Below are 24,744 nucleotides of genomic sequence, written 5' to 3' on the forward strand. Positions count from 1 at the left end.
AAATGCAATGATCATTATTCTGGCTTCGCAAACTTATTACTTGATACTCTATAATTCAGGATATAGCTAGAATTTTCTCCATTTCTAGAATTAACTGCACTGTAGAGATAAAAATTTTGTTTACCTGATTTTTACTTTAATTTATGTTTCAATGCCTTTGTTTAAATACCAGTATCCAACTCTCGGATGTATGTCAAACCGCGATTCATCAAAGATGAATAACTCTTAATTAGAATATTTACCAATAGCTTTATTAATTTTTCAAAACTATTCCTATCTATCTTTACCTTATTCATTATGAATTGGTCTTGACGTAATATACGAAAACTTCATTTTTTATATCACAAGGTACTGCAGACTTGCTAATATTTAAGCCAAATTTTTCCTAAATGTCTTATTTTCATCTCTTCAGTAGTAATATTGGGATTTTCTTCCATTCATACTTTAACTCGTTTTAATTGCCTCAGATTCAATTTAGTTTTCTCAATATTGAAGGAAGTAGATAATCTTCTTCTCTTCCAAATTTTAGGTGCTTTATCCATGTAGTTGGCGTATATCTTTAAAATGCAATATATTTTTACTAACGCTGTTATACTGTGTTTTTGCTACAATTACAACATTTAGTTTTTTTGTAACATATGCGTTATTTCACACTTCCTTTAGCATTTCTTTTGCTTGTTTCACGACTTTTTTTATCTAGTAATTTTGATTTCAACGCCATTTTACTTACTTCAGCTAGCTTCTTTTCCACTATTGTTTACTAATTCCTTGTATAGTGAGAATGACATAAGTAGTAAAACTCAAATAAACTCATCAAGCCAAACTAAGCAGGACTAGAATTGCTAAAATATGCGCTAAAAAACTACATTCTTAATCGAGGCTATATACGCTTATTAAGAAGCGCAAGAACCATTGCAAATCTTATAAAAAGTAAAGAAGTAAAAAGAGCACATATCGCAGAAGCGCTAAATTGTAGAATAAGAGTATGCTAATAAGCTAATATACTTGACAGGAAGTTTTTCCTTATTATATATTAACATTATAAACAAAAATTCACATTCTATTTAAGGAGTAGAATTATGACAATAAATATCTTGGAAAATGATTCCTTCATTAAAGCTAGTGAAAAGGGATATAAAGATTCTGATGAAGGATTTTGGAGTACAACTAAAGGAATTGCTGACGCAAATTGGCAATATGTATGCCATCATCCATACAAAACAACTGCTATTGTTCTTGGTGCACTTTCAGTAGTAACACTTACAGCTGCTTGCTTTTTAAACCCAGCTCATACAGCCTTTATTGGTATAGCTGGGACAAAAATTTCAACGTTTATTAGCCCTGCTATTGCTGGATTATCTGCATTTGCAGTTACTCATCCAGTAGTTGCTAGCCTGATCATTGCTGCTTCGGTGGTAGCTTTAATAGCTGCGCCTATATGTGCATGGATGAATAGCAGTAAAACAAGCCAAATTGAGAAAGCACGTGAGTTACTTAAAGATGAAAAACCAGCAAGCAAGGTAGACGAGCTTAAGGAAATATTTAGAATCTCAACAGAGGAAGAAAAAACTCCTGCGTAGGTTGGTGACAATTTTCAGTAAAAAGGGATAGGTCTCTGTCCCTTTTTCTTCTAAATATTTCCCGTATAACTGCGTGAGCGTTGTAATTTCAGAAATTTAAGCAGCTCAAAAATGCAAAAAACCACTTGATAAGCTTTGCTATTTCTTTACCCATAATGGTAGAGCTATTTTATATAACTTCTTAATGTAAACTAAAATAACAAGAAGATCTTGTGTTTGTATAGTGTGTTTAATTTTTTGTATTATGTGCACCGTATGTCTTTATAAAATTTCTAGGATTTTTACCTATATTAAGGTAAAATGCGCTTGTAAAGCGTTTAAGTCTCACCAGATGTCAAGTTTTTTAAATTAAAGAGTTAATAATATCAATTTACATTGTTACTAAATCAAGTTAAGTGATATTGCAGAATGAGAAAGAAAGATATGAATTTACACAAAGTGCTTTCAAATGAAGCAATTGTATTATAGGCTTTATTATGTTAAAGTATTTTGTTTTATATACAACCAAAGTCTCTCACTAGGGTTGAGCTTGGGTAAATGTGGTGGTAGGTATATAACCTTGATATTTTTAGATACTTCAATTTTCTGATTTATACCAACTAGCACAATTCATATAAGAAAGTTTTCTTGGTTCTTAAATATTGTGATATTTACTTAAGAAATATATTCATACGATCAGTGTTGATATTCGGTACAAATAAACTAGAACTCTTTCTACTTTTAGGATTAACTGCACCATAGAGACGAAAATTTTTCCCCTAATTTTACTTTAACCTGCATTCCAGTACTAATTACCACTACATAAAGAACACGAATAAACAATAATGGAAAAGAAGCCATGCTGCAGTAAGTAAAATAGCTAGGTTTAAATGGTGTTGAAATCAAAACTATTGGATAAAAAAGTTATGGAACAAGCGAAAGAAACGCTGAAGGAAGCGCGAAATATAGCGTTGACTATATGGGTAAAGCACCTAAAATTTGGAAGAGAAGAAAAATTATCTGCTCGCCTTCAAAGGCGTAGAAAAATTAAATTGAATTGGAGCTAATTAAAACAAGTTGAAGTATAAATGCAAGAAAACCCCAATTCTACTACTAATAGAGATGAGAATTAAGACATCCAAGAAAAATTTGGCTTAAATAATCAGCAAGTCTACAATACACACCGTGATATGCAAAAAATTAAATTTTTGTATATTACGCCAAAACTAATTCATAGTGAATAAGGTAAAGATAGATAGAATATGAATATATCTTCTTGAGCAAATGTCACAATATTTAAGAACACAAGAAGATTTTCTTATATAGATCATGCCAGTTAGCATGAATCAGAAAATTGAAGAGTATCTAAAAATATCGAGGTTATATACCTACCACCACTTTACCCAAGCTCAACCTTAGTGAGGGACTTTAGTTGTATATAAAACAGAACATTTTGCATAATAAAGTTTATAATACAATCGCTTCGTTTAAAAGCACTTTGTGTAAATTTACATCTTTCTTTCTCATTTCACAATTAAACAATTTTGCAATGTCACTTATTTGATTCACTAACAATGAAAATTTGTATAAGCTCTATTAATCATTTACTATTAAATTAAATAAGAGTCCTTATTGACTCTTTGTGGACTAATTACATGTATTTTAATGTTTTGGATTAAACCAATCAATTTCTATTATCGTTATTTACGAAATAAACGTTCAAATACTTAACTAGTTCTTTATTCTTTTTATATGATCTGGTATTTATGCGTTATGATTCCTTTCTAACACATGCTCAATTAAAAGCTCACAGCAATTTTCATATTGGACTTACTTTTATTATATAAGCGAGCAGCACGGGGTCTAAAGCCGCTTTTTCATAACGGTCTTCACTTAGACCATCATTTGCCTCTGCTTTTAGAAAAATTGCCAATACATCTGCAGAATTAAATTAAGCACAGGCATATAGATATTTCTTCCATTTTGCAAGTTAATTCCTACTCCCTATTAAAGCCCTAGCCACATTTAGCACAAAGGAAAATTTAAAGCACGTGCTAATGTAATCTATAACTGTGTCAAGCAAATTGCTTGATTTATAACTAAGTTCCGTTTCTATATTTAATTTAAAATTAATAAGATTTCTCTCCAGATGCTGTAAAATTTTTTTACTTCTGGTTCAAATTAATTGTTTTTCTCTTTTAACTTTACTCTCATTCTTTCTATTATTATTAGTTGCACTTAAATTGCGATCATTATTTATGCTATTTAATATTCTGCATAAATATAATAAAAATCTTATTTGTCATAGCTTACCTCACTATTAATACATCTTTTACAGTATATTCTCTAAATAGTTTTGCAAGAGATCAGTTGTTAGATAACATAACTAAAGTTTTTATTTTATATTCATCATGGTTATAGCTATACAAATAAAAAAAACTGGAGGACCAGAAGTATTAGAGTTTATAGATAAGAACATATGTGAACCAAAAGGCGAGGAAGTTTTAATACGCCACACAGCTATAGGTTTAAATCGTTATGATTTAGAGCATAGAAAAGGCATCCGCAAAATTAAAGATCTGCCATCAGTGCTTGGAGTGGAAGCAGTAGGAGTTATTGAAAAGCTTGGCAAAAAAATAAGTAATGATTTACAGATTGGAGATAGAGTTGGCTATTGTACAGCACCACCTGGAGCATACTGTGAAAAACGTGTCATACACCAGAAATACCTAATAAAAATTCCAGATGAGATACATGATGAAGTTGCAGTTGCAGTGCTGTTTAAAGGCATGACGGCTCACTATTTAGTTAACCAATCTTATAAAATAAAACCTGGCGCTTTTGTGCTAGTTCACGGAGCTAATGGCGGTTTAGGACAGATAATATGCCAATGGGGAAAGGATAAAAAAGGTGTAATTATAGGCTCTGTAAGTTCTGATGAAAAAATGAAAATAGCTTTACAGAATGGCTGTACGCACGCAATAAATTATAATGATAAAAACTTTGTTTCTAAAATTATGGAAATTACTCAGAACAGAGGAGTAGGCGTAGTGTATGACCCGATAGGCTATGCTACAAGTAAGCTTTCTTTTGAATCTCTTAGTAAATTTGGCATATATGTTTCCTATGGACAAATATCAGGTAGAGCTCAGATTAGTTTTTCTTTACTTAGTTCACGTTCTTTATTTGCCACAGGAACTTCAATATATCATTACAAATGCAACAGATTCACATTAATGCTCACCGCAATGGAAATCTTTGAGATGATAAAGAAAAAACTTTTAACTGTAAAGATTAACAAAAAATATAAATTCGATGAAATGATGGAGGCTCATCGCGATATGGAAAATAGAAAAGTAAGTGGGTTAAATATTATAAAAATTTCCTAAAGTAAATTAAACTTTATAACTAACGTAGGCTAAACTTCCCTGCTATGTCACCATGCTACCTAAGCTGTAAATATTAAAAAGCTTAATTAATGCGTTAGATAATTTCTTTATAGCTTTATTTCTATCATTCTATAGCTTGACTTGCAACTGTATAAACATAGCAAAATCGTCTATTTCAACAGTAGGCAATATTACTCTCAATCACCTCAATATTTTCCCTTGGCAGCTCTTTAATAAACCTCGAAGCATACATTATTTGCCACTGATTATTCATTTCTCTCCTGTTTACACATGAAATGGTTAACTTTTCCTTTGCTCTAGTTATTCCAACATATGCAAGTCTCCTTTCTTCTTCTAAGGCTTTGCCACTTTTATCTTCATAAGATCTTTGATGAGGAAATAAACCTTCTTCCCAACCTGGTAAGAACACACATGGAAATTCAAGCCCTTTAGCTGCGTGAAGGGTCATGATATGTACGGTATTTTCGTTATTCATATTATCCACTTCCATAACTAAGCTTACATGCTCCAAGAAAGTTGTAGCATTATCGAAATTTTTTAATGATGAAATAAGTTCTTTGACATTTTCTATTCGCGCTGATCCTGTTACTTCTTCATTTTCAAGCATTTCAATATATCCTGATTGGTTTACTATTATTTCAACAAATTTGTATAGTGGTTTTACATTTATCATTTCTTTCCAGGCTTTAATTCTATTTAAAAAATCATTCAGTGATAGTTTAACTTTCTCAGTTACCTGATTACTATCAACTAATATTTTTGCCGTTTCAAAGAAAGAAGTTTTGTTATCTTGAGCGAAAGTGTATATCTTTTTTAAGGTGGTAGGCCCTATACTTCTCTTTGGCCGATTTACTATCCTTTCAAAAGCTAAATCATCATTACTATTTGTAACAAGTCTTAAATATGCAATTACATCCCTAACTTCCTGACGTTCATAGAATTTTACACTACTTATAATCTTGTAGGGAATCAAATTTTTTATAAAAAATTCTTCTAGAACTCTAGTTTGAAAAGTAGCCCTAACCAGCACTGCCATGTCACTGAATCTATATTTATTGAGCTTTAATATCTGTTCGCTTATGAATCTTGCTTCAGCCTTCCCATCCCATAATTTTATTAGATTTACCTTTTCCCCTTTGATATTTGTTGTCCACAATTTTTTTTCTAAGCGAGCTTTATTGTGATTGATAACGTATGACGCAGTTGCAAGTATATGAGATGTTGACCTATAATTACATTCTAGTTTGACAGTTTTTGCATTTTTAAAATCGTCAGAAAATTTCAAAATGTTTTCAACCTCTGCACCACGCCAGCTATATATCGATTGGTCATCATCCCCCACACAACAAATATTTGAGTGCTCTTTTGCAAGGTACTTTAGCCAAAGATACTGTATTACATTTGTATCTTGGTACTCATCTACCATAATATACTTAAATTTGCCCTGATAATAGGACAAAGTTTCAGTTTTTTGATTGAAGAGCTGTATATTATACAGTAGTAAATCACCAAAGTCAACTGAGTTAAGAAATCTCAACCTCTCCTGATATTGATAATAAACTTTTAATGCAGTTACGTATATTGGCCTAAATAATTGAGTTTCTTCCACTTCAAACGGCAGCAAGCACTTTTCTTTCCATTTTTGAATGGTGTTCATAATGGTACTATGTTTTTCTAATAAATTGCTGGGACTTACTTCATTAATAATATTTTTTATTACCTGTAGCTGGTCATCCATGCCAATAATTGTAAAATTGGAATTTAAACCTACAACTTCAGCATGACAACGTAAAATTTTTGCTGCAATTGCATGAAAAGTACCAAGCCATGGTATATTTGTGCCCGTAAATTCAAGTACTCTCGACATCATTTCACTTGCTGCTTTATTTGTGAATGTGACTGCCAATATCTCATCAGAATGAGCATAGCCATTTCGAATTATATGTGCTATTCTTGAAGTAATCGTTCTTGTCTTTCCCGTCCCAGCCCCAGCCAGTATCAAAACCGGCCCATCTACGTTGATTACAGCCGATTGTTGTTCCGAATTTAGCAGCGAGAGATAATCGTTCATTGCAGCTCTACCAGATATAGTTACATAAGTTAACCCAATTGTTACACTATGTAAAGTTTCTGTTCTCAATGCAATTAACGATGAGATAAATCCCCAAATATACCAGGCAAAATTTTTTGCAGATCACCTGATACCAAAATATCATCATTTTATATAAAGCAAAAAAACTAATTCTATCACTAAATATACTAATTCTCATTGTTAATAAGTCAAATAAATAACATTACAGAGGTGTTTAATTGCTGACTGAGAGAGAGGTAATAAGTTTGTGCGCAAAACGCTCTTAAGCAAAGCAATTGTATTATAGGTTTTATTGTGCAAAGTGTCCTGTTTTATATGCAACCAAAGTCTCTCAATAGGATTGAGCTTAGGTAAATATGGTAGTAGGTATATAATCTCAATATTTTTAGGTACATTATAAATTTTCTGATTTATGCCAACTAGCACAATCTATATAAGATTTAAGCAAGGCTTCTTGTGTTCTCAAATATTGGCATCTATTCAAGAAATATATTCATACAACCAGTGTTGACACTCAGTATAAATAAGCTAGAACTCTCTTAATTCAGTATTAGCTGCTCTTTCAGAGATAAAAATTTTGTTTATCTGGTTTTACTTTAACTTGTGCTTTAACGCCTTTTCAAAACACTAATGTCCAACTTTCAGATGTGTGTCAAACTCGATTCATCAAAGATGAATAACTCTTGATTTAGGATACTTGCCAATAAGCTTACTAACTTTTTCAAAACTTTTCTTTAATCTATCTTTACCTTGTTCATTATGAATTGTTCTTGGTGCAATATATGAAAATTTCATTTTTTGCATATCACGGTGTACTGAAAACTTGCTGACATTTAAGCCAAACTTTTCCTAAATGTCTTATTCTCATCTCTATTAGTAGTAAAATAGGGGTTTTCTTGCATTTATACTTCAACTTGTTTTAATTAGCCCAAGATTCAATTTAGTTTTTTACAACGTTAAAGGCAAGCAGACAATTTTTCTTCTCTTCCAAATTTTAGATACTATACCCATATAGTCAACGCTATTCTTGCTACGGCCGTTATTATATTGTGCTTTTTTTGTTGCAATCACAGCATCTAGTTTTTTTGCACATATGTGTTATTTCATACTTCCTTCAGCGTTTCTTTCGCTTATTTCACATTTTCCATCCAATAGTTTGGATTTCAGGCACCATTTAACTTAGCTATTTTACTTACTTCAGCATGGCCTCTTTCCCATTGTTGTTTATCCGTGTTCCTTGGCAGTAGTAATTAGTGCTAGAATGCGGGTTAAAATAAAATTAGGTAGACGAAATTTTCGTCCCTATAGTGGGGGGTATAGTTAACCCTAAAAATAGAGAGAATTCTAGCTTATTTGTGCCGAATATCAATACTGATCGTATGAATATATTTCTTGAATAAATGTCACAATATTTAAGAATACAAGAAGCCTTGCTTAAATCTTATACAGATTGTACTAATTGACATAAATCAGAATTTACCCAAGCTCAACCTTATCGAGAAATTTTGGTTGCATATAGAACAGAATATTTTATGTAATCTAAAGTCTGTAATATAATTGTTTTACTTATAAAGTGCTTTTGCACAAGCTTATTACCTCTCTTTTCTCACTCAACAATTAAATGACATTGCAATGTCACTTAATTTAACCCACTAACAATGAGGACTGGTATGAATTTACTATAATCCTCTTACATTAAAAGGCAAAAGAAACTCCGTGGTAGCTGCATTCAGCTTAGAATATTAGAATTTTTTATTCTTGCTTTTAGATTGTAATTGAGAATGTCAATAAATTTAACAATCAAAAAAAGGACAAAAACCCTAAGTAGCAAGTTTTTACCTATAATAATTTAAATTGACGCTGTAATAATGTGTTGACGCTTAGTTTAAGCGCGACTTAGTTAAATGTAGAAAAATTAAAAAGATATGGCACTGCAATAGTTCGGTATAACCTGACAATAAATATTTGAAGTTTTTTACTAAATTTTGTCATTGAATTTGTAAATCAAAAACAAGTTGGCTTAAAAATATCCTTAATGTTACAATAATGAGGTTGTGAAACTTGTAAAAATGTTACTATATGCCCAACAAGCTGTTATGTAAGAAGTTTATTGACTTTACAACAATAGTTACTTTAAATTAGTAACCATTATTGTAGTTAAAATATTAATGCCCTTTTTCTTTTATTTTTTTTCAATTCTGAGCATTCTATCTGCTGTTTGTGTAATTAGCATGAAGAATCCTGTGCATGCCGTATTATTTTTAATTCTTACCTTCGTTAGCTCTACAGTGCTTTTTATCCTCCTTGGAGCTGAATTTATTGCTATGATGATATTGATAGTATATACCGGTGCAATTGCAGTACTATTCCTCTTTGTGGTTATGATGCTTGATATTGACTACATAAGACTACACCAGAGTTTTGCAAAGCATTTCATTTTTAGTGCTATATTATGTGTTGTATTTTTTCTGATTATCAGCTTTGTCATTCGCAGCTCAGCGCTAAATATAAGCAATATTATAAATTATAATACCAATAATGTGAAAGCTATTGGTAACTTATTGTATACTGACTATATGTATGCTTTCCATCTTTCTGGTATTTTGCTGCTCATTGCAATTGTCGGTACAATTGCTCTCACTTTACAGAACAAGAAGAAGGCAATTAAAAGACAGAATGTATTCAAGCAGTTGACACAGTCTTCGTCTGTAAAGCTGATTAAGGCTAAATTTAGAAAAGGAGTAGAATGGAAATAGGATTAAATCATTTCTTAGTAGTTGCTGCTATCTTATTCACTATTGGAGTGAGCGGTATTTTTATCAACCGTAAGAGCATAATTAATATACTGTTATCAGTGGAAATATTACTTTTAGCAGTTAATATCAACTTAGTTGCTTTTTCTGCCTTTATACATGATATAGTTGGGCAAATTTTTGTCATGTTTGTATTGACTGCCTCCGCAGCAGAATCTGGTATAGGGCTTGCGATACTGGTTGTGTATTATAGGAGCCATGGCAACATAGATGTTGAACAAGCGAGTTTAATGAAGGAATGAAGGTATGACAGGTATACTAAAATTAATAGTATTTTTGCCGCTTTTTTGTTCATTATTTGCAGCCTTCTTTAGAAGGAGTATTTTTAGCCAGTTAATTACAATTGCAGGAGTTGGAATATCCGCAGCTTTATCTTGGTACATTTTCCTCAACTTCTCCGAAAATCATCATATTGTTTTATTTCCTCTACTTTCGTTGAGCGTCCTAAAAGTAGATTGGACAATTAGTGTTGATGCTCTTTCATCTTTGATGCTAATTGTAATTACCACCGTTTCGTTGGTAGTTCATTTCTATTCTGTTGGTTATATGAAGCATGATAAAGGAAAATCTAGGTTCTTTTCTTACTTGTCACTATTTACGTTTTGCATGATTGTACTGGTTGTAAGCGATAATTTCGTGCAACTTTTCTTCGGCTGGGAAGGAGTTGGCTTGTGCTCTTATTTACTCATAGGGTTTTGGTTTCAAAAATATTCTGCAAATAATGCAGCAGTCAAAGCATTTATTGTAAATAGGGTAGGAGATTTTGCGCTATTAATTGGAATTTTTCTCACTTATTACACGTTTCATTCTTTGAATTTTACTGAAATTTTTAATACAGCTGATTTTTTTGGTGCGCAGAGCATCAGGACATTCTGCTGTGAGTTTAAAGTAATTCACATAATGTGTATATTACTTTTTATTGGCTGTATGGGTAAATCTGCTCAGCTTGGCTTACATATTTGGCTACCAGATGCGATGGAAGGGCCAACTCCCGTGTCTGCCCTTATTCATGCAGCAACGATGGTGACAGCTGGTATATTTTTAGTAGCAAAATGTTCTCCATTGTTTGAGCTATCAAATATAGCACAAAAATTGATAATTATTATTGGTGCGCTCACTGCTTTTTTTGCAGCTACCGTTGCAATTACGCAAAATGATATAAAGAAAATAATTGCTTATTCAACTTGCAGTCAACTTGGTTATATGTTTATGGCTTGTGGCCTTTCTGCTTACAATGCAGCTATTTTTCATTTAACGACGCACGCCTTTTTCAAGGCTTTATTATTTCTCGGTGTAGGCAATGTAATTCACGCAATGCAGCATGAGCAAAACATTCAGCAAATGGTAAATTGTTGGAAGAAAATCCCTTGCACTTATGTTCTTATATGGATTGCATCTCTTGCACTTTCTGGAATATTTCCCTTTGCAGGTTCTTACTCAAAGGATTTAATAATTGAACATGCTTATAGTATGGATAATTTTGCTTTTATAGTAAGCTTAATTGTTGCGTTCTTTACAGCGTTTTACTCTTGGAGGTTGCTACTTCTTGTATTTCATAGTCAAAGACAAGGTGAAATCAATATACATGAAGTACCAAAGATTATGCTTATACCGCTACTAATACTTGCTTTTGGATCGATATTTTCTGGAATGTGGGGAACAAATATTTTGAACATAACTAGTAGTACATTCTGGAAGTCGAGTTTAGTAGTTATTGGTGAGTATAAAGTTCATAGTTTCTTTATAAAATTATTACCTACCTTAATAAGCTTAAGTGGAGTAGCACTTGCGTATTTGATTTACTATTATCAAATAATTAAACAAATTAAGGGTAAATTTTTACTTAAATTTTTACAGAATAAATGGTATTTTGATGAAGTATACGGACTTACCATAATTGCACCTGTGAAGTTTATATCTAGGCTTCTATGGAAGTTTGATGTTAAGATTATTGATTCATTTGGACCAAATGGTATCGTAAAGTTAATTGATGAATGTTCAAAAAGTTCTACAAAGTTACAAACCGGCTATATATTTGATTATGCACTTATTATGTTTGTTACTTTAGTAATCGGTGCCTTGTATATTATTGGAATTAAATAAAAGGTGTTGCTACTTAGCATATTTCTGCTTCCGTTAATAGGAGCGTTAATTTTAACTTTAATCAAGATTGATTATAAGTCAATATATCTAAGATTTATCTCTCTATTTTTTTCCGTACTTCCACTTTTGCTTAGCGTTATAGTTTGTATAAAGTTTGATTATAATAATACAGACTTTCAGTTTGTCAGCTATCCAATTAAAAATGCTGGAGTAGGAGTGGATGGTATATCGTTGCTTTTCCTTCTACTTACAACTTTCCTATTTGTTATTTGTATGCTCTACAATTGCAAAATGAGTTATACAACCCTCAAGCCGTATATGACATTATTTTTACTGCTTGAGGGTTTCGTGGTTGGTTTCTTCATTTCGCTGAATGCTATAAGCTTTTATATATTTTTTGAAGCTGTTTTAGTGCCAATGTTTTTCATCATCGGCGTCTGGGGAGGAAAACAGAGAGTATATGCAGCATTTAAGTTATTCCTTTATACGCTAGTTGGTTCATTGTTATTTTTGCTTGGGTTAGTATACATTCATAATGTCTTTGGAACTTTTGATATACGGAAATTAGCTACACTAGTACCAAGTCTTGATCCTGAAGTGCAATCATTGCTATGGATTACATTTTTTGCCTCTTTTGCAATAAAAGTACCGATGATTCCATTTCATACTTGGCTCCCTGATGCGCATGTGCAATCTCCAACTTCTGGATCTGTAATTTTAGCTGGGTTGCTTATTAAAATGGGGGGATACGGATTCTTAAGATTCTCAATTCCAATGCTTCCACAGGCAAGTTTCTACCTTGCAAATTTCGTTATTGTGTTAAGTACAATTGCAGTAATATATGCTTCATTAGTTGCATTTGCTCAGGACGATATAAAAAAGTTAATAGCTTATTCTTCAATAGCACATATGGGGATCGTTACTGCCGGCCTATTTTCATTTAGTGAAGAGGGAGTGATTGGTGCCATATTCCAAATGATTAGTCACGGCCTTATTTCTTCTGCTTTATTTCTATGTGTTGGAATGCTATATGCTCGAACTGGAACCTTGGAGATTGCAAAGTATTTTGGCATAGTAAATACAATGCCAAAACTTGGTTTTATGTTCATTCTGTTTTCAATGTCTTCGATAGGACTACCTGGAACATCTGGCTTTATAGGTGAATTTTTGGCTATGATTGGAATATTTAAAAGCATAGGATTTTTTACAGGATTCATCGCATTTAGCACTATTTTGAGCGCAGTTTATATGCTGAATTTATGCAAGCAAATAATATGGGGAGTTAGCTATTCTAAATTATTAAATAATCGCTTGGATATGATAGAATTTTCTATCTTAGCTCTGCTTGCAGTACTTGTTATTTTGCTTGGATTCTACCCAGCTCTTGCACTGAATTACTTAAAACCATACATGGTAAATTTGTTAATCAAGTATAATGCCCTATGAATTACATACAGATATTACCAGAAACCTTTTCTATTATTTCTTCGTTAGTATTGCTACTGCTTGGAATTGTATTTAACCGTCGCACTATCAATTTATTGGCGCTTGGCTGCACAACAGTTACTTTAATTATTTTAATACTATCAGCAAAAAATAATGGAATTTTTCCTTTTAATTCATTGTTGAAACTCGATCTATATATTAGATCAGCTCAGGGATTGATCCTTATAGCTGGAATTTTAGTGCTTTTACTGCTAAATTTATCAAAGTATGACTATGAATATGAGTTTTCAATACTCATTCCCTTGGCGCTGTTTGGCATGATAACTTTCGTTTCATCAAATAATTTAATCTCTTTTTATTTAGCTTTTGAGTTGATGAGTATACCTCTATATGTTCTTGCGAGTTTTAATAAGGATTCAGTTTATTCATGCGAAGCAGGTGTGAAATATTTTGCACTAAGTGCATTATCTTCCTGCATCATGCTATATGGAGTATCGCTACTTTATGGGTATACAGGACTAATCAATTTTTCTGAGTTAAGTTCATTCCTAGAAGATCACCAGATAACTTATGGAATAGTTTTTGGATTATTCTTTATCCTTATTGGTTTATGTTTCAAGCTTGCTATTGTTCCTTTTCATATATGGGCTCCAGATGTCTATCAAGGTGCGCCAACTATAGTAACTGCATTTTTTTCTACAGTTCCCAAAATTGCACTTGTGACGTTTTTAGTTCGATTTTTTATGGGTGAAGAGTTAGTAGGTATAGCAAAGTATTTTCAACCTGTTCTTTTATACGTTTCAGCACTATCTGTACTTATCTCAGCTCTTGGAGCTTTGCGCCAAAGGAACTTAAAAAGACTTCTAGCTTACAGTTCAATCGGTCATGTTGGCTTCATACTTGCTTCACTTTCTATCTTTACACGGATGGGGACAAATAGCTCCCTGATATACTTAATTATATACATAATTGCCAGTATAGGACTGTTCTCATGTTTTATACAAATTGATGATGACAATTGCAGTGTTGCAAATTTATCTGGTATAGGCAAAAAAAGCCCTGTTTTAGCATTTCACCTTTCTGTACTATTACTTTCGATGGCGGGAATACCACCACTTGCAGGTTTTTTCGCTAAACTTTTTATACTTAAAAGCTTGGTAAATTCTGGCTTTATTGGTATGTCTTTGATTCTCACAGTAGCAAGTGTTATATCATGTTATTACTATTTAAGCATTATAAAAGCCATGTATTTCAACAAGCCTAGTGACAGTAAAGTTATTTATTCCAAGAGTCTATTTATTGTCACTTCAGTAGCTTCATTAATTAATATTGTTCTTTTTATGTACGTAGAGGATTTACACTTACTGATCCACTTAATAACTAAAAGTTTATAAAATGAGCCATAAAATATTTGAGAGCTTTCATATTTATCATTACAAAGAAGTTTCAAGTACTAATGAAAAAGCGTTGGATTTGATTGATAGAGGAATATTAAATGAAACCGTTATTATTGCCGATAAACAAACAAAAGGTAGGGGACGCACTGGAAAGAATTGGATTTCTCTCCAAGGTAATTTTCATGTAAGTTTTATCATAGACCTCTTAAAAATTCCAGCACTAGGTCCTAACATCATATACCATAATGGTGAATTAAGTGTAGCAGCACACTTTGGTGTCATTCCAGCACATGAAATCAAAATCCAGCGTTGGAATGACAGAGAAAATTTAAGCAAACTAACAGGATTAACTTTTGTTACTGCTCTTGCTGTTGGAAACACGTTACTATCGTTTATAAATGATAGTAACGTTCAATATAAATGGCCAAACGATATCTTTGTTAATGGAAAAAAAATAAGTGGAATATTGCTTGAAAAAAAATCCAATTCAAATTGGCTGGTAATAGGAATTGGAATTAACATTAATCACGCACCACTTTTAGGAGCAACTTGCATTAGCAAGCTTCTCTCATTATCTGCTATTTCAGCAACCGACACTGAAATACAGATGCAAATTCCGATGTCACGTGCTAGAATGACGCTACGAAACACATATCTATTAGAGGAATTAATAATAAACTTTAATAAGTTAAAAAAACAATGGATGCTCGATGGGTTTTGCACTATAAGAGAAATGTGGTTGAAAAGAGCATTCAAAATGAATGAGCAAATTAGTGTAAAGTTTGCTAATAAATTGTATGAGGGAATTTTTATTGATATAGATAAAGGTGGTAGATTGGTATTGCAGCAAAAAGATGGAAGATTAATCTATTTTAATGCAGGTGAGTTATTTATTGATAATACATTATGAATACATATGTAATTTTTGCTTACCTTATCAGTTTTATATTAATTGCTGGAGAACTGATTTTTACTACTTCTTGCTATATTAAAAGTAAAAAAAATTTAGAAAATCTTAAAAAGAATAATGAAAAAGAAATATAAGAGATTACTTATAGCTTCAGGATTTTTCTTCTTTTTAAATTGTACAATCTTTTTTATTTTAACAACGCTCAGAGAAAATATCTCATTTTTTTATACAGTAAGCGAAGCAATAACTTTACCAAACAATCAAAAACCAATCCGTATAGGTGGAATGGTTGTTGAAGGTAGTGTAATACACAGTAAGAATGAAGTAATTTTCCAAATGACAGACTTTAACAAAAGCGTTATGATAAAATATCAGGGAATACTCCCTCCAATGTTCTCAGAAAAAAGTGGTGTTGTTGTTCAAGGTAAAATGTTTGATAACAATACCTTTTTGGCAGAAACGGTATTTGCAAAACATGACGAAAATTATATGCCTCGAAAATAAGAGATAAGGTAGGGAATTTTATTATTTGTACCTATATAAAAAATAAATCGCTTTACATATTTATTCTTAGTATGGCCATTTTCTTAAATGATTCCATAAAAATAATGTTTCTTTCATAGAACACTGCTATTTCATCAGCAATTTTGAATGTGTCATAAATATCGTATGTAGCTATGATAACTGTATGACTAAGATCTTTAGACAGACTTACCATTATCTCGTTTACTATATCTAACATGATAGAATTTAATCCTGAAGTTGGTTAATGTCTAATATAATAATTTCTAAATTATACGCAACTGCTCTTGTAAATGCCACCCTTTTCTTCATTTTACCCGATAACTCTATCTAAAACATACCTGATATGTTTTTCTCTAACCTGGACATCATTTAATTTTTCAATTGCTAATTGCTTTTACCTCTTTTTTGATAAGATTGAAACGTTTCCTACAATTAAAAGAAATATTTTTCCATACCTAACATAGTCAAATAAAGTGGAATTTTGAAATAAAATCTTAAATCTGTTTTTATTTTTGCTATTTATCTTAATATGTCCTAAATTTAATGCCAGTAAGATGATAATTGTCTTTGTTCATACAGATTTGCCGCTTCCTAAGTCGCTAAACATAACTAGTAATTCTTTCTTCTGTATGCTAAGACTTCTTTATACCATTCAGTATTTCCTTATCATTAAAAAATAGGTGCAAATCTGATATTGACATTACAGCATTATACATGAATTAAAGTAATCATATAGTTTATTAGAATGATCAGCATATAGTAAAACAACAGTTAATGTTGCCAGCAATGCCAAGTACTCGACTCTCCTTGAAACGGAAATTATATAACATTCAAAAGCAGTTGCTTTTATTACTCCGGCGATAAAAGCATACATATTAAAGAATTGAGTAGTGTATTTAATATACATTTAAGTTATGGTTATTTTAAAACTGCAGTGATATATCCCCCGAATACTCCTATTAGATCTGTACACATATTGTAAATATATAAAATACTGTAACTGATGCTAAAATCCTTAGTACAATTAGGTATTTGAAATAATTAATATTCAAAACTGTGTAGGTGCATCTATTTGTTCGGTGGTATACATCGTGCTAATTTCTATAGCAATTGATAACTCAACCTTTCCTACCATTATTAAACTAACTAAAATTGGTTCTAAATCTTCAATAATAGTGGCCGTGACAAGATTAGGTATTATCTTGTTCTAACTAATCAATGAAGTACTCAAACTGTCTTGCAAAACCATCACTCTTTATAAAAATTCCTGTAAGTCTAATAATTGGCAAAGAGAAAAAGCCTATTTCTATTACTTGCCTTGCTACATTAGGCAAATAATATAGTAGTACGAAGCAACAATATATGCTTGAATAAAAAACATGAATGTGCTGCCAAGCCCTTAATAAGAGCTTAATGAAGCACTTACAAATTATTCTAATACCATTTACGTAAACGCACTCACTTTGCATTTGTCCAGTTAAAAATTAATTTTACTGATTTTGTTAAAAACTCTATTAATTTTACCGCATAGTATAGCCAAGATATATCCTAAGTTTAATATACTTAATCTAAAATGCTTTAGTTTAAAATTAATGGAGTTTAATTGTATAAGCAAATCTTACTTATTTTACTACCACTGTTTACTTCTTGTAAAAAATATGCTACTAATAAATTGTAATTTTTCAAGTAAAATGGAGGAAGTTTTGGCAGTTCCAAAAAGAAAAAAGTCAAAATCAAAGCGTAATATGCATCGTTCTCATCATGTTATTGAGCCTAAGAATATTGTAGTATGCACAATAACTGGAGAATTTATGTTGCCTCACAGTATAGCAGTTGATGGCAGCTATAAAGGAAGACGGGTTTTCATTAAACAACAGACAAAATAATTATCGTGATATGCTATCCATGGTTAACAATAATATAACCATTGCACTTGACGCTATGGGAGGTGATTTTGCACCTCTCTCAGTGATTCAAGGCGCTGGTTTCTTTTTGGATAACCTTCTTGATCAAGACATAAAAGTTTTTTTTCATATTTATGGAGACCAGAAAGAAATATCTCCTTTGCTTTTAAAATATAGAAAAGTAAGTGATAATTCTGAATTTACTCACTGCTCTGATAACGTTCTCGCAAATGATAAGCCTTCTTTTGCACTGAAACACCGCAAAGATTCAAGTATGAAAGCCGCCATTGAAGCAGTGAAAAAAGGTAAAGCTTCTGGAGTAGTATCTTCAGGTAATACTGGAGCATTGATGGCAATTTCTAGATTTATTTTAGGGACATTACCAAACGTTTATCGTCCTGCTATAGTATCCACTTGTCCAACCAAGACAAAAAGCTTTGTATTGCTTGATCTTGGTGCTAATGTTGATTGCAATGCTGACTCATTATTTCAATTTGCGTTGATGGGAAGTGTATTTGCAAAAATAGCATTAAAAGTTGACAATCCTGAAGTTGCTTTGCTAAATATTGGCACAGAAGAAGTTAAAGGCAATGATTCAGTACGTGGCGCTTTCGAGCTGCTAAAAAGTACTCCAGGCATTAATTTTAAAGGATATATAGAGGCAAGTGAATTTTTAGAAGGTAATGTAGATGTAATTGTTACTGATGGTTTTGTTGGCAATGTGATGCTTAAAACAGCTGAGGCAACTGCTAGCACTTTTATCAATCTAATAAAACAGGAAGTGTTTAATTCGTGGGCAACAAAGATGATTGTTGGTATGTTATTAAAATTTAAGTTGAATAAAGCATTAACGCGGTTTAATCCTAAAATCAGAAGCGGAGCTATGTTTTTAGGGCTAAGTGGTATTGTTATTAAGAGCCACGGGAACTCTGATGCCGTTTCTTTTGCCCATGCTATAAAATTTGCAGTAAATTCCATTAGTGAAAATTTAAACCAAAAGATAATTAGTGAGGTAAATCAAATTGAATAAAAGTTTTATATTAAGCACTGGATCTTACCTGCCAAAAAAAAAGTTGGGCAACGACAAGATTGCATTAATGGTTGAAACAAGTGATGAATGGATTAGACAGAGAACAGGAATAACTCAAAGGTGCATAGCAGATGAAGCAGAATTAACGTCTGATCTAGTTGTTAATGCAGCAAAAAATGCTATAGAAAAAGTTCAAATTTCAGTGGATGAAATTGGGTTAATCATAGTTGCAACAACAACGCCCGATAAAACTTTACCTAGCTGTGCAACAATTGCACAAAATAAGTTAGGATGTAAAAACGCATTTTCCTTTGATGTGCAAGCAGCATGCTCTGGTTTTATATATGCAGTTACAATTGCTGATTCACTCACAAAATCTAATAATAGAATTAAGTATGCATTGGTGATAGGTGCTGAAATAATGTCTAGGATTGTTGATTGGAAAGATAGGTCAACTTGTGTACTGTTTGGTGACGGTGCTGGTGCAGTGATAATGAAATCTACAGCACATTGTAATAAAATAACAGAAAATTCTACAAGAGGTATAATATCAACCAACTTATACTCCGATGGTAATGTAGATGTATTATGTACAGACGGAGGTATATCTTCAACTGGTAATTCTGGAAAAATATGTATGAATGGTAGAGAAGTGTTTAAGCATGCAGTAGATAAGTTGACAGTTTCAATAAAAGAAACACTAAGATGCAATAACTTGAAGATTACTGATATTGACTGGTTAATTCCTCATCAAGCAAACATTCGTATTATTGAAGCTGTAGTAAAGAAACTAGATTTTCCTATGGAGAAAGTAATTAATACAGTTGATCAACATGCAAATACCTCAGCAGCATCAATTCCATTAGCACTTGACTATGCAATACAAAAATCCAAAATAAAACTTGGAAGCTTAGGACTATTGGTTGCAATAGGTGCAGGCTTAACTTGGGGTTCCATACTGCTACGCTATTAATAACTTCAGCTACTATTACTTGTTACTTTCGATCTTTTCTATCAATTTTTTGACTAAGCTCCTCAATTTTTTACTTGACTCATCAAGCTCCTGAATCTGCAAGTTATCCTTTTTCATAAGTTCCTTATAATTACTTCTTATGTAGTCAATCATTTCCTTCATCTGAGCAATCATCTTATCAATATTTATACTACCCAAACTAGATATCATATTAGGCATAGAACTATCTAACATACCACCAGCCATAAGTTGCTGAGACATCTGCATAAATGGCTTTAAGGTCTGATTAAGCAATTCAGGATCTTTAGCTAATTTCTCTATTTGCTCTTTACAAGTATCTATATACTGCTTCATAAATTCATCTTCTTGTACTTTACCCATCATGATTACACCTACGTAAAAACATATATCTTCTATTATATATTGTTTTTAAATTAAAAACAATACAAAATACCCACTACAAATTGTATCAATATTTTATTAAACAATAAAAAGCTACTCTCTTGCTTATAAAAAGTCACATATTTTCTTTAACCATTCTTTATTTTTGATACTATTTTGTAAATTTTTATAGACAAATTGATGATAATTATTTATCCATTCAATTTCATCTTTAGTGAGCATTTGCACATCTATTAGATCTCTATCATATGGAATGGAAGTCAATTGTTTAAATTGTAAAAAGCAATTTTCTTGCTTATCAACATACATCAGATTTTCAATTCTTATTCCATACTTTTCTGGAACGTAGTAACCAGGTTCATTGGAAAGTACCATTCCTGGTATGAGCTTTACTTTATTTCCTTTTGATATCGCTTGCGGCCCTTCGTGTATCGATAAATAGCTCCCTACTCCATGACCTGTGCCGTGCATATAATCCATTCTAAATTTCCATAAGTGAATGCGTGCCAATGTATCCAATTCTCCGCCAGTAGTGCCGTAAGGAAAGATCGCACTCGCTATAGCAATGTGAGCTTTCAATACTATTGTATAGTGAGTTATTTGTTCATTGGTTGGACTACCAATTACTACAGTCCTTGTTACGTCAGTTGTACCATCAAGATATTGGCCACCAGAATCAATCAAATATATTCCATCTTTCTGAATGACTTTATTTGTCTTACTGCTTGCACGATAATGGATTATTGCTCCATTTTCATTAAATGCAGAAATTGTTGGAAAACTTGGTTGCTTAAACAAAGCTTGCTCTTTTCTATATTCTAAAATCTTCTCTTCTGCTCTAAGTTCTGTACTGATATTATTTTTAATCCAATGTAGAAGATTTGTAACTGCTATTCCATCTCTGATGTGTGCATTTATAGCTCCAGCTATTTCAGTTTGGTTTTTTACTGCTTTGTGAAGCAAGCATGGATCCTCTTTTTCAACTATCTGCTTATTTTTTATTATATTTACAATACTCATTGGAGTTGTACTTGGATCTGTAATTATCGAATTTAGCTTGCGCAGTGAATTTTTGAGCTCACTAATATCAAAGATGTTTACATAATTATCTAAATTTGCTTCTATAGTTGAGTGTTCTTTATCTTGAATAAACAAGTCAATGTTGCCGTTTTTATATAATATAGCACGACCCAATATACACGGAGTATATTTAGCACTTTCATTTCTTAGATTTAGTAACCACGAAATTGAATTTGGATCAGTTAAAAGTACTGCTTCAGCTTCTTTATTTATGCTTTTAGCTACTTTTTCACATTTACTCTTACTACTTTCACCTGAATGCTCAATTGCGTGCGAAACTACCGTTTGTTTTCTACGGCCAATTCCTTTTTTAATTGAATATGGTACTAATTTACAAATATCTTTATATTTTCTCATCTCTTTTACGGTAAAGTATTGTAAATAATAACCTAGCGAGGTGCTCAATGTTAAGTTTGCTTTTACCCATTTGGGTGGATCCTCTTCTTGTATATTATATACTTGGAAATTTTCCTGATCTAGCTGATTGCGAGCTTGTATGATATAGCGCCCATCCGTAAAAAATGGGCACTTGTTGTCCTTCGTAACGATAAGTAGCCCATTTGTACCTGTAAAGCCACACAATTTAGTTAATTCATCTGAATATTCATTTAAATACTCATCTTTAGTATGCAACATAAACGCATCAACGTTTATTTCACGCATAAAAGAACGGAATTTTTCAATTTTCGACATAGACACCTTGTATAGAATTAGCAGCTACTTTCGTTTTCCTATTTCTTCTCAAATACACCAACATGCTAACTATTGCTGCTGGAGTAATACCTTGTATTTGCTTTGCAATACCAATTGTTGCTGGTTTAATTGCCTGCAGTTTTTCTATTACTTCATTTGACAAGCCTTTAATTTGTGAATAGTCAAAATTGGTTGGAATTTGAGTATTCATTTCTTCTTGTAAAAACTTCATATCTGCCTCTTGTCTTACTAAATAAGGTTTGTATCTTGCTTCAATTGCAATTGCCTCACATATTTCATTTTTAATTATGTTATTCATTGTTTTACCATCACCCCAGCACCTTATTTTATCATTCCAGCTCATGACGCCGGAATCTACATTATTTCTTTTCTGGATTATAGTATCAGCTACTTGGATAATAGCTTGACTTACTTCATTACCATTCCAGCATTGGACATTAATTAACTCTGGCCATATTTCTTGTAATTTGTTCCAATCGATATTTGGATAGCCAAGTAGATCCAATGCCGTTTTTCTTATCCCATCACAAGATATTTTAATACCATAAAACCCAAGCTGCTCAGGAGTAATTTTCAGACTTTCTAATTTCTCTCTAAGTTGCTTAATAGATTTAAGTTTATTTTGCAAAACAGAGTATCTTTCATGCGATACAAGAGAAATATTATAACCTTTTTGCGTTAATCTCCTATCTGCATTATCGGACCTAATTGCCAGCCTATATTCCGCATGTGAGGTAAATAATCTATAAGGCTCAGTCACTCCTTTAGTAACCAGATCATCTATCATTACGCCGATATATGAATCTGTACGATGGAGAACAAAGCTTTCTTTTTTTTTAGATGCAGAGAGTGCTGCATTGATTCCAGCGATAATTCCTTGCCCTGCTGCTTCTTCATACCCAGTGGTACCATTAATTTGGCCAGCAAAATATAGACCTTTAACCTTCCTGGTTTCTAAGGTATGAAATAGCTCTCGTGGATCAATGTAATCATACTCAACTGCATATCCAGGTCTTAACATCTCTGCATTTTCAAGCCCTTTGATACTATTTATCATTTCACATTGCACTTCAATAGGCAATGAATTTGAAATTCCATTTGGGTATACAGTATCATCATCAAGCCCTTCTGGTTCTAAAAATATTTGGTGACTATTTTTTTTTGCGAATTTTTTTACCTTAGCTTCAATTGATGGGCAGTATCTTGGTGCAACAATATCATTCATATATGAAGAAGCTGACCTATGAAGACTCGCTTGAATTATTCTGTGTGTGTTCTCATTAGTATGGGTAATAAAACATGAGACTTGAGGTTGATTAATTTTTTCTGTGAGATAAGAAAAGGGTATAGGTGGATTATCACCCACTTGCTCTTCTAATATTGACCAGTTTATAGTACTACGATTAAGCCTAGGTGGAGTTCCGGTACGCAACCTGCCTAATTTAAAATTGTACTTTCTCAACGTATTTGCAAGTTTCACTGCAGACTTATCTCCCATTCTCCCTGAAGTAGTTGTTTGTTCTCCTATATGAATCACACCTTGTAGAAAAGTACCCGTAGTTAAAATAACTTTGCTTGTCAGTATCTGTCTTCCTGAGCTTGTTATGACAGCCTTAATGTACATCCCTCCGTTGCTATTACTTTCAATAAGGAAATCATCAACTGACTCTTCTTTTACTGTCAAATTGACATAATTTAGAATAATTCCCTGTATCGCTTTCTTGTATAGTTTTCTATCTGCCTGTGCCCTTGGCCCCCACACTGCTGCACCTTTACTACTATTTAAAACGACTGAATGTATGCTTGCTTGATCGATTGCCCTTCCCATTATTCCGTCAAGGGCGTCAACTTCTCTGACTACAATACCTTTTGCAACTCCTCCAATTGCTGGATTGCAAGACATTTCTCCTATAGTTGAAATTTTATGGGTTATAAGCAACGTGCTTGCACCAAGGCGAGCTGCTGCTGCTGCTGCTTCGCAGCCTGCATGACCACCACCTACTACCACTACGTCATATTTATTCATACTTTTCTAAGTAATTTCTACTTTACTAGTATTTCAATTATCAGCAATTGATGTCAAATTTTACAGCAATACAGCGTTGTTCCAATTATTACTCTAATATCACACATTAAAACAACAGAAAATAGATTTTTTTTGATGAGCTAAAACTGGTTTGCACTCTTTCTCTGTTAGAGAAGAATACCAAATTATAGGAGAGGTAATATACTCATTCACTTTTTCAGCCACTGATGCTATAATACTGTACGTCGTAAACATCGCTACAACCTGCACCATTATCCTCTTATTGCTGTACCTACTGAAGGTGAAAAATTCATTTCAACCATCGTGCCAAGAAAAAATAGAAATTGCAGTTGCAGCACT

The 24,744-nt window shown here is 32.4% G+C and carries 23 protein-coding genes; 15 read left to right on the top strand and 8 right to left on the bottom strand.

The annotated features are described in order from the left end of the window. The first annotated feature begins 839 nt into the window (after nucleotides 1-839). Both GOY07_RS03150 and GOY07_RS03155 read left to right on the top strand, forming a co-directional pair. The gene (locus tag GOY07_RS03150; protein WP_175838145.1) at nucleotides 840-992 is read left to right on the top strand and encodes a magnesium chelatase subunit ChlI family protein; all 153 of its coding nucleotides are present in this window, start codon (nucleotides 840-842) and stop codon (nucleotides 990-992) included. A gap of 87 nt (nucleotides 993-1,079) precedes the next feature. Further along, nucleotides 1,080-1,580, top strand: a complete 501-nt coding sequence (locus GOY07_RS03155; RefSeq protein ID WP_175838155.1) for a hypothetical protein — start codon at nucleotides 1,080-1,082, stop codon at nucleotides 1,578-1,580. A 474-nt stretch (nucleotides 1,581-2,054) separates the two neighbouring features. On the opposite strand, the gene GOY07_RS04700 is transcribed toward GOY07_RS03155, so the two are convergent. After that, complete coding sequence (locus tag GOY07_RS04700; protein WP_175838156.1) at nucleotides 2,055-2,186, bottom strand: transposase; 132 nt, start codon at nucleotides 2,184-2,186, stop codon at nucleotides 2,055-2,057. A gap of 263 nt (nucleotides 2,187-2,449) precedes the next feature. Between GOY07_RS04700 and GOY07_RS03165 the strand changes: the two genes are divergently transcribed. Next, entirely contained in the window at nucleotides 2,450-2,626 is a 177-nt protein-coding gene (locus tag GOY07_RS03165; RefSeq protein WP_175838158.1) for a hypothetical protein, read from the top strand. Nucleotides 2,627-3,970: 1,344 nt separating this feature from the next. Further along, nucleotides 3,971-4,948, top strand: a complete 978-nt coding sequence (locus tag GOY07_RS03170; protein ID WP_175838160.1) for a quinone oxidoreductase family protein — start codon at nucleotides 3,971-3,973, stop codon at nucleotides 4,946-4,948. A gap of 175 nt (nucleotides 4,949-5,123) precedes the next feature. Here GOY07_RS03170 and GOY07_RS03175 read toward each other — a convergent pair whose 3' ends face one another. The 3 genes from GOY07_RS03175 to GOY07_RS04535 form a co-directional block, all read right to left on the bottom strand. Beyond that, the gene (locus tag GOY07_RS03175; protein ID WP_175838542.1) at nucleotides 5,124-7,040 is read right to left on the bottom strand and encodes an ATP-dependent helicase; all 1,917 of its coding nucleotides are present in this window, start codon (nucleotides 7,038-7,040) and stop codon (nucleotides 5,124-5,126) included. Between the two features lie 201 nt (nucleotides 7,041-7,241). Further along, nucleotides 7,242-7,487, bottom strand: a complete 246-nt coding sequence (locus GOY07_RS04705; protein ID WP_175838161.1) for a transposase — start codon at nucleotides 7,485-7,487, stop codon at nucleotides 7,242-7,244. A gap of 240 nt (nucleotides 7,488-7,727) precedes the next feature. Beyond that, a complete protein-coding gene (locus GOY07_RS04535) occupies nucleotides 7,728-7,856 on the bottom strand; it encodes a hypothetical protein (protein WP_256359449.1) in 129 nt (42 codons plus the stop codon). 1,373 nt (nucleotides 7,857-9,229) lie between these two features. Here GOY07_RS04535 and GOY07_RS03185 point away from each other — a divergent pair. The 8 genes from GOY07_RS03185 to ccmE are packed head-to-tail and all read left to right on the top strand — an operon-like array spanning nucleotide 9,230 to nucleotide 16,234. Further along, nucleotides 9,230-9,817 (top strand): NADH-quinone oxidoreductase subunit J, encoded by a 588-nt coding sequence (locus tag GOY07_RS03185; protein WP_175838163.1) that lies wholly within the window; start codon nucleotides 9,230-9,232, stop codon nucleotides 9,815-9,817. Next, nucleotides 9,808-10,116, top strand: coding sequence for an NADH-quinone oxidoreductase subunit NuoK (nuoK, locus tag GOY07_RS03190; protein ID WP_175838165.1), 309 nt, complete (start codon nucleotides 9,808-9,810; stop codon nucleotides 10,114-10,116). The genes GOY07_RS03185 and nuoK overlap by 10 nt, the downstream gene beginning before the upstream one ends. Nucleotides 10,117-10,120: 4 nt before the next feature. Further along, on the top strand, nucleotides 10,121-11,977 hold the full coding sequence (gene nuoL / locus GOY07_RS03195; RefSeq protein WP_175838167.1) for an NADH-quinone oxidoreductase subunit L: 1,857 nt from the start codon (nucleotides 10,121-10,123) through the stop codon (nucleotides 11,975-11,977). A gap of 3 nt (nucleotides 11,978-11,980) precedes the next feature. Next, nucleotides 11,981-13,423: a complex I subunit 4 family protein gene (locus GOY07_RS03200; protein WP_175838169.1), complete on the top strand. Its 1,443-nt coding sequence runs from the start codon at nucleotides 11,981-11,983 to the stop codon at nucleotides 13,421-13,423. Continuing rightward, entirely contained in the window at nucleotides 13,420-14,817 is a 1,398-nt protein-coding gene (locus GOY07_RS03205) for an NADH-quinone oxidoreductase subunit N (protein ID WP_175838171.1), read from the top strand. The genes GOY07_RS03200 and GOY07_RS03205 overlap by 4 nt, the downstream gene beginning before the upstream one ends. Nucleotide 14,818: 1 nt before the next feature. After that, nucleotides 14,819-15,730, top strand: coding sequence for a biotin--[acetyl-CoA-carboxylase] ligase (locus tag GOY07_RS03210; protein WP_175838173.1), 912 nt, complete (start codon nucleotides 14,819-14,821; stop codon nucleotides 15,728-15,730). Continuing rightward, complete coding sequence (locus tag GOY07_RS04755) at nucleotides 15,727-15,864, top strand: CcmD-like small membrane protein (protein ID WP_458695339.1); 138 nt, start codon at nucleotides 15,727-15,729, stop codon at nucleotides 15,862-15,864. Before GOY07_RS03210 ends, GOY07_RS04755 begins: the two co-directional genes overlap by 4 nt. After that, on the top strand, nucleotides 15,848-16,234 hold the full coding sequence (gene ccmE / locus GOY07_RS03215; protein WP_175838175.1) for a cytochrome c maturation protein CcmE: 387 nt from the start codon (nucleotides 15,848-15,850) through the stop codon (nucleotides 16,232-16,234). Before GOY07_RS04755 ends, ccmE begins: the two co-directional genes overlap by 17 nt. Nucleotides 16,235-17,303: 1,069 nt before the next feature. Here the strand turns inward: ccmE and GOY07_RS04450 are convergent. Further along, nucleotides 17,304-17,456 (bottom strand): ABC transporter permease, encoded by a 153-nt coding sequence (locus GOY07_RS04450; RefSeq protein ID WP_367618212.1) that lies wholly within the window; start codon nucleotides 17,454-17,456, stop codon nucleotides 17,304-17,306. Between the two features lie 502 nt (nucleotides 17,457-17,958). Between GOY07_RS04450 and rpmF the strand changes: the two genes are divergently transcribed. The 3 genes from rpmF to GOY07_RS03235 are packed head-to-tail and all read left to right on the top strand — an operon-like array spanning nucleotide 17,959 to nucleotide 20,162. After that, nucleotides 17,959-18,141 (top strand): 50S ribosomal protein L32, encoded by a 183-nt coding sequence (gene rpmF / locus GOY07_RS03225; RefSeq protein ID WP_175838546.1) that lies wholly within the window; start codon nucleotides 17,959-17,961, stop codon nucleotides 18,139-18,141. A 10-nt stretch (nucleotides 18,142-18,151) separates the two neighbouring features. Continuing rightward, complete coding sequence (gene plsX, locus GOY07_RS03230; RefSeq protein WP_175838544.1) at nucleotides 18,152-19,189, top strand: phosphate acyltransferase PlsX; 1,038 nt, start codon at nucleotides 18,152-18,154, stop codon at nucleotides 19,187-19,189. Next, on the top strand, nucleotides 19,182-20,162 hold the full coding sequence (locus GOY07_RS03235; RefSeq protein WP_175838177.1) for a beta-ketoacyl-ACP synthase III: 981 nt from the start codon (nucleotides 19,182-19,184) through the stop codon (nucleotides 20,160-20,162). Before plsX ends, GOY07_RS03235 begins: the two co-directional genes overlap by 8 nt. A 15-nt stretch (nucleotides 20,163-20,177) precedes the next feature. Here the strand turns inward: GOY07_RS03235 and GOY07_RS03240 are convergent, their stop codons facing one another. The 3 genes from GOY07_RS03240 to mnmG form a co-directional block, all read right to left on the bottom strand. After that, nucleotides 20,178-20,546, bottom strand: coding sequence for a hypothetical protein (locus tag GOY07_RS03240; RefSeq protein ID WP_175838178.1), 369 nt, complete (start codon nucleotides 20,544-20,546; stop codon nucleotides 20,178-20,180). A gap of 123 nt (nucleotides 20,547-20,669) precedes the next feature. Continuing rightward, nucleotides 20,670-22,337 (bottom strand): aminopeptidase P family protein, encoded by a 1,668-nt coding sequence (locus GOY07_RS03245; RefSeq protein WP_175838180.1) that lies wholly within the window; start codon nucleotides 22,335-22,337, stop codon nucleotides 20,670-20,672. Beyond that, complete coding sequence (gene mnmG / locus GOY07_RS03250) at nucleotides 22,324-24,384, bottom strand: tRNA uridine-5-carboxymethylaminomethyl(34) synthesis enzyme MnmG (RefSeq protein ID WP_175838182.1); 2,061 nt, start codon at nucleotides 24,382-24,384, stop codon at nucleotides 22,324-22,326. The genes GOY07_RS03245 and mnmG overlap by 14 nt, the downstream gene beginning before the upstream one ends. Nucleotides 24,385-24,744: the final 360 nt, after the last annotated feature.

Source organism: Wolbachia endosymbiont of Litomosoides sigmodontis, assembly GCF_013365435.1.
Lineage (GTDB): Bacteria > Pseudomonadota > Alphaproteobacteria > Rickettsiales > Anaplasmataceae > Wolbachia.

Excerpts from the sequence above, each read along its gene's own strand:
- nuoK (WP_175838165.1), top strand. The coding sequence starts at position 9,808 with ATGGAAATAGGATTAAATCATTTCTTAGTAGTTGCTGCTATCTTATTC.
- GOY07_RS03245 (WP_175838180.1), bottom strand. The coding sequence starts at position 22,337 with ATGTCGAAAATTGAAAAATTCCGTTCTTTTATGCGTGAAATAAACGTT.
- GOY07_RS03175 (WP_175838542.1), bottom strand. The coding sequence starts at position 7,040 with ATGAACGATTATCTCTCGCTGCTAAATTCGGAACAACAATCGGCTGTA.
- GOY07_RS03170 (WP_175838160.1), top strand. The coding sequence starts at position 3,971 with ATGGTTATAGCTATACAAATAAAAAAAACTGGAGGACCAGAAGTATTA.
- GOY07_RS04535 (WP_256359449.1), bottom strand. The coding sequence starts at position 7,856 with ATGAAATTTTCATATATTGCACCAAGAACAATTCATAATGAACAAGGT.
- GOY07_RS03155 (WP_175838155.1), top strand. The coding sequence starts at position 1,080 with ATGACAATAAATATCTTGGAAAATGATTCCTTCATTAAAGCTAGTGAA.
- plsX (WP_175838544.1), top strand. The coding sequence starts at position 18,152 with ATGCTATCCATGGTTAACAATAATATAACCATTGCACTTGACGCTATG.
- GOY07_RS04755 (WP_458695339.1), top strand. The coding sequence starts at position 15,727 with ATGAATACATATGTAATTTTTGCTTACCTTATCAGTTTTATATTAATT.
- ccmE (WP_175838175.1), top strand. The coding sequence starts at position 15,848 with ATGAAAAAGAAATATAAGAGATTACTTATAGCTTCAGGATTTTTCTTC.
- nuoL (WP_175838167.1), top strand. The coding sequence starts at position 10,121 with ATGACAGGTATACTAAAATTAATAGTATTTTTGCCGCTTTTTTGTTCA.
- GOY07_RS03185 (WP_175838163.1), top strand. The coding sequence starts at position 9,230 with ATGCCCTTTTTCTTTTATTTTTTTTCAATTCTGAGCATTCTATCTGCT.
- GOY07_RS03205 (WP_175838171.1), top strand. The coding sequence starts at position 13,420 with ATGAATTACATACAGATATTACCAGAAACCTTTTCTATTATTTCTTCG.
- mnmG (WP_175838182.1), bottom strand. The coding sequence starts at position 24,384 with ATGAATAAATATGACGTAGTGGTAGTAGGTGGTGGTCATGCAGGCTGC.
- GOY07_RS03210 (WP_175838173.1), top strand. The coding sequence starts at position 14,819 with ATGAGCCATAAAATATTTGAGAGCTTTCATATTTATCATTACAAAGAA.
- GOY07_RS03240 (WP_175838178.1), bottom strand. The coding sequence starts at position 20,546 with ATGATGGGTAAAGTACAAGAAGATGAATTTATGAAGCAGTATATAGAT.
- GOY07_RS03165 (WP_175838158.1), top strand. The coding sequence starts at position 2,450 with ATGGTGTTGAAATCAAAACTATTGGATAAAAAAGTTATGGAACAAGCG.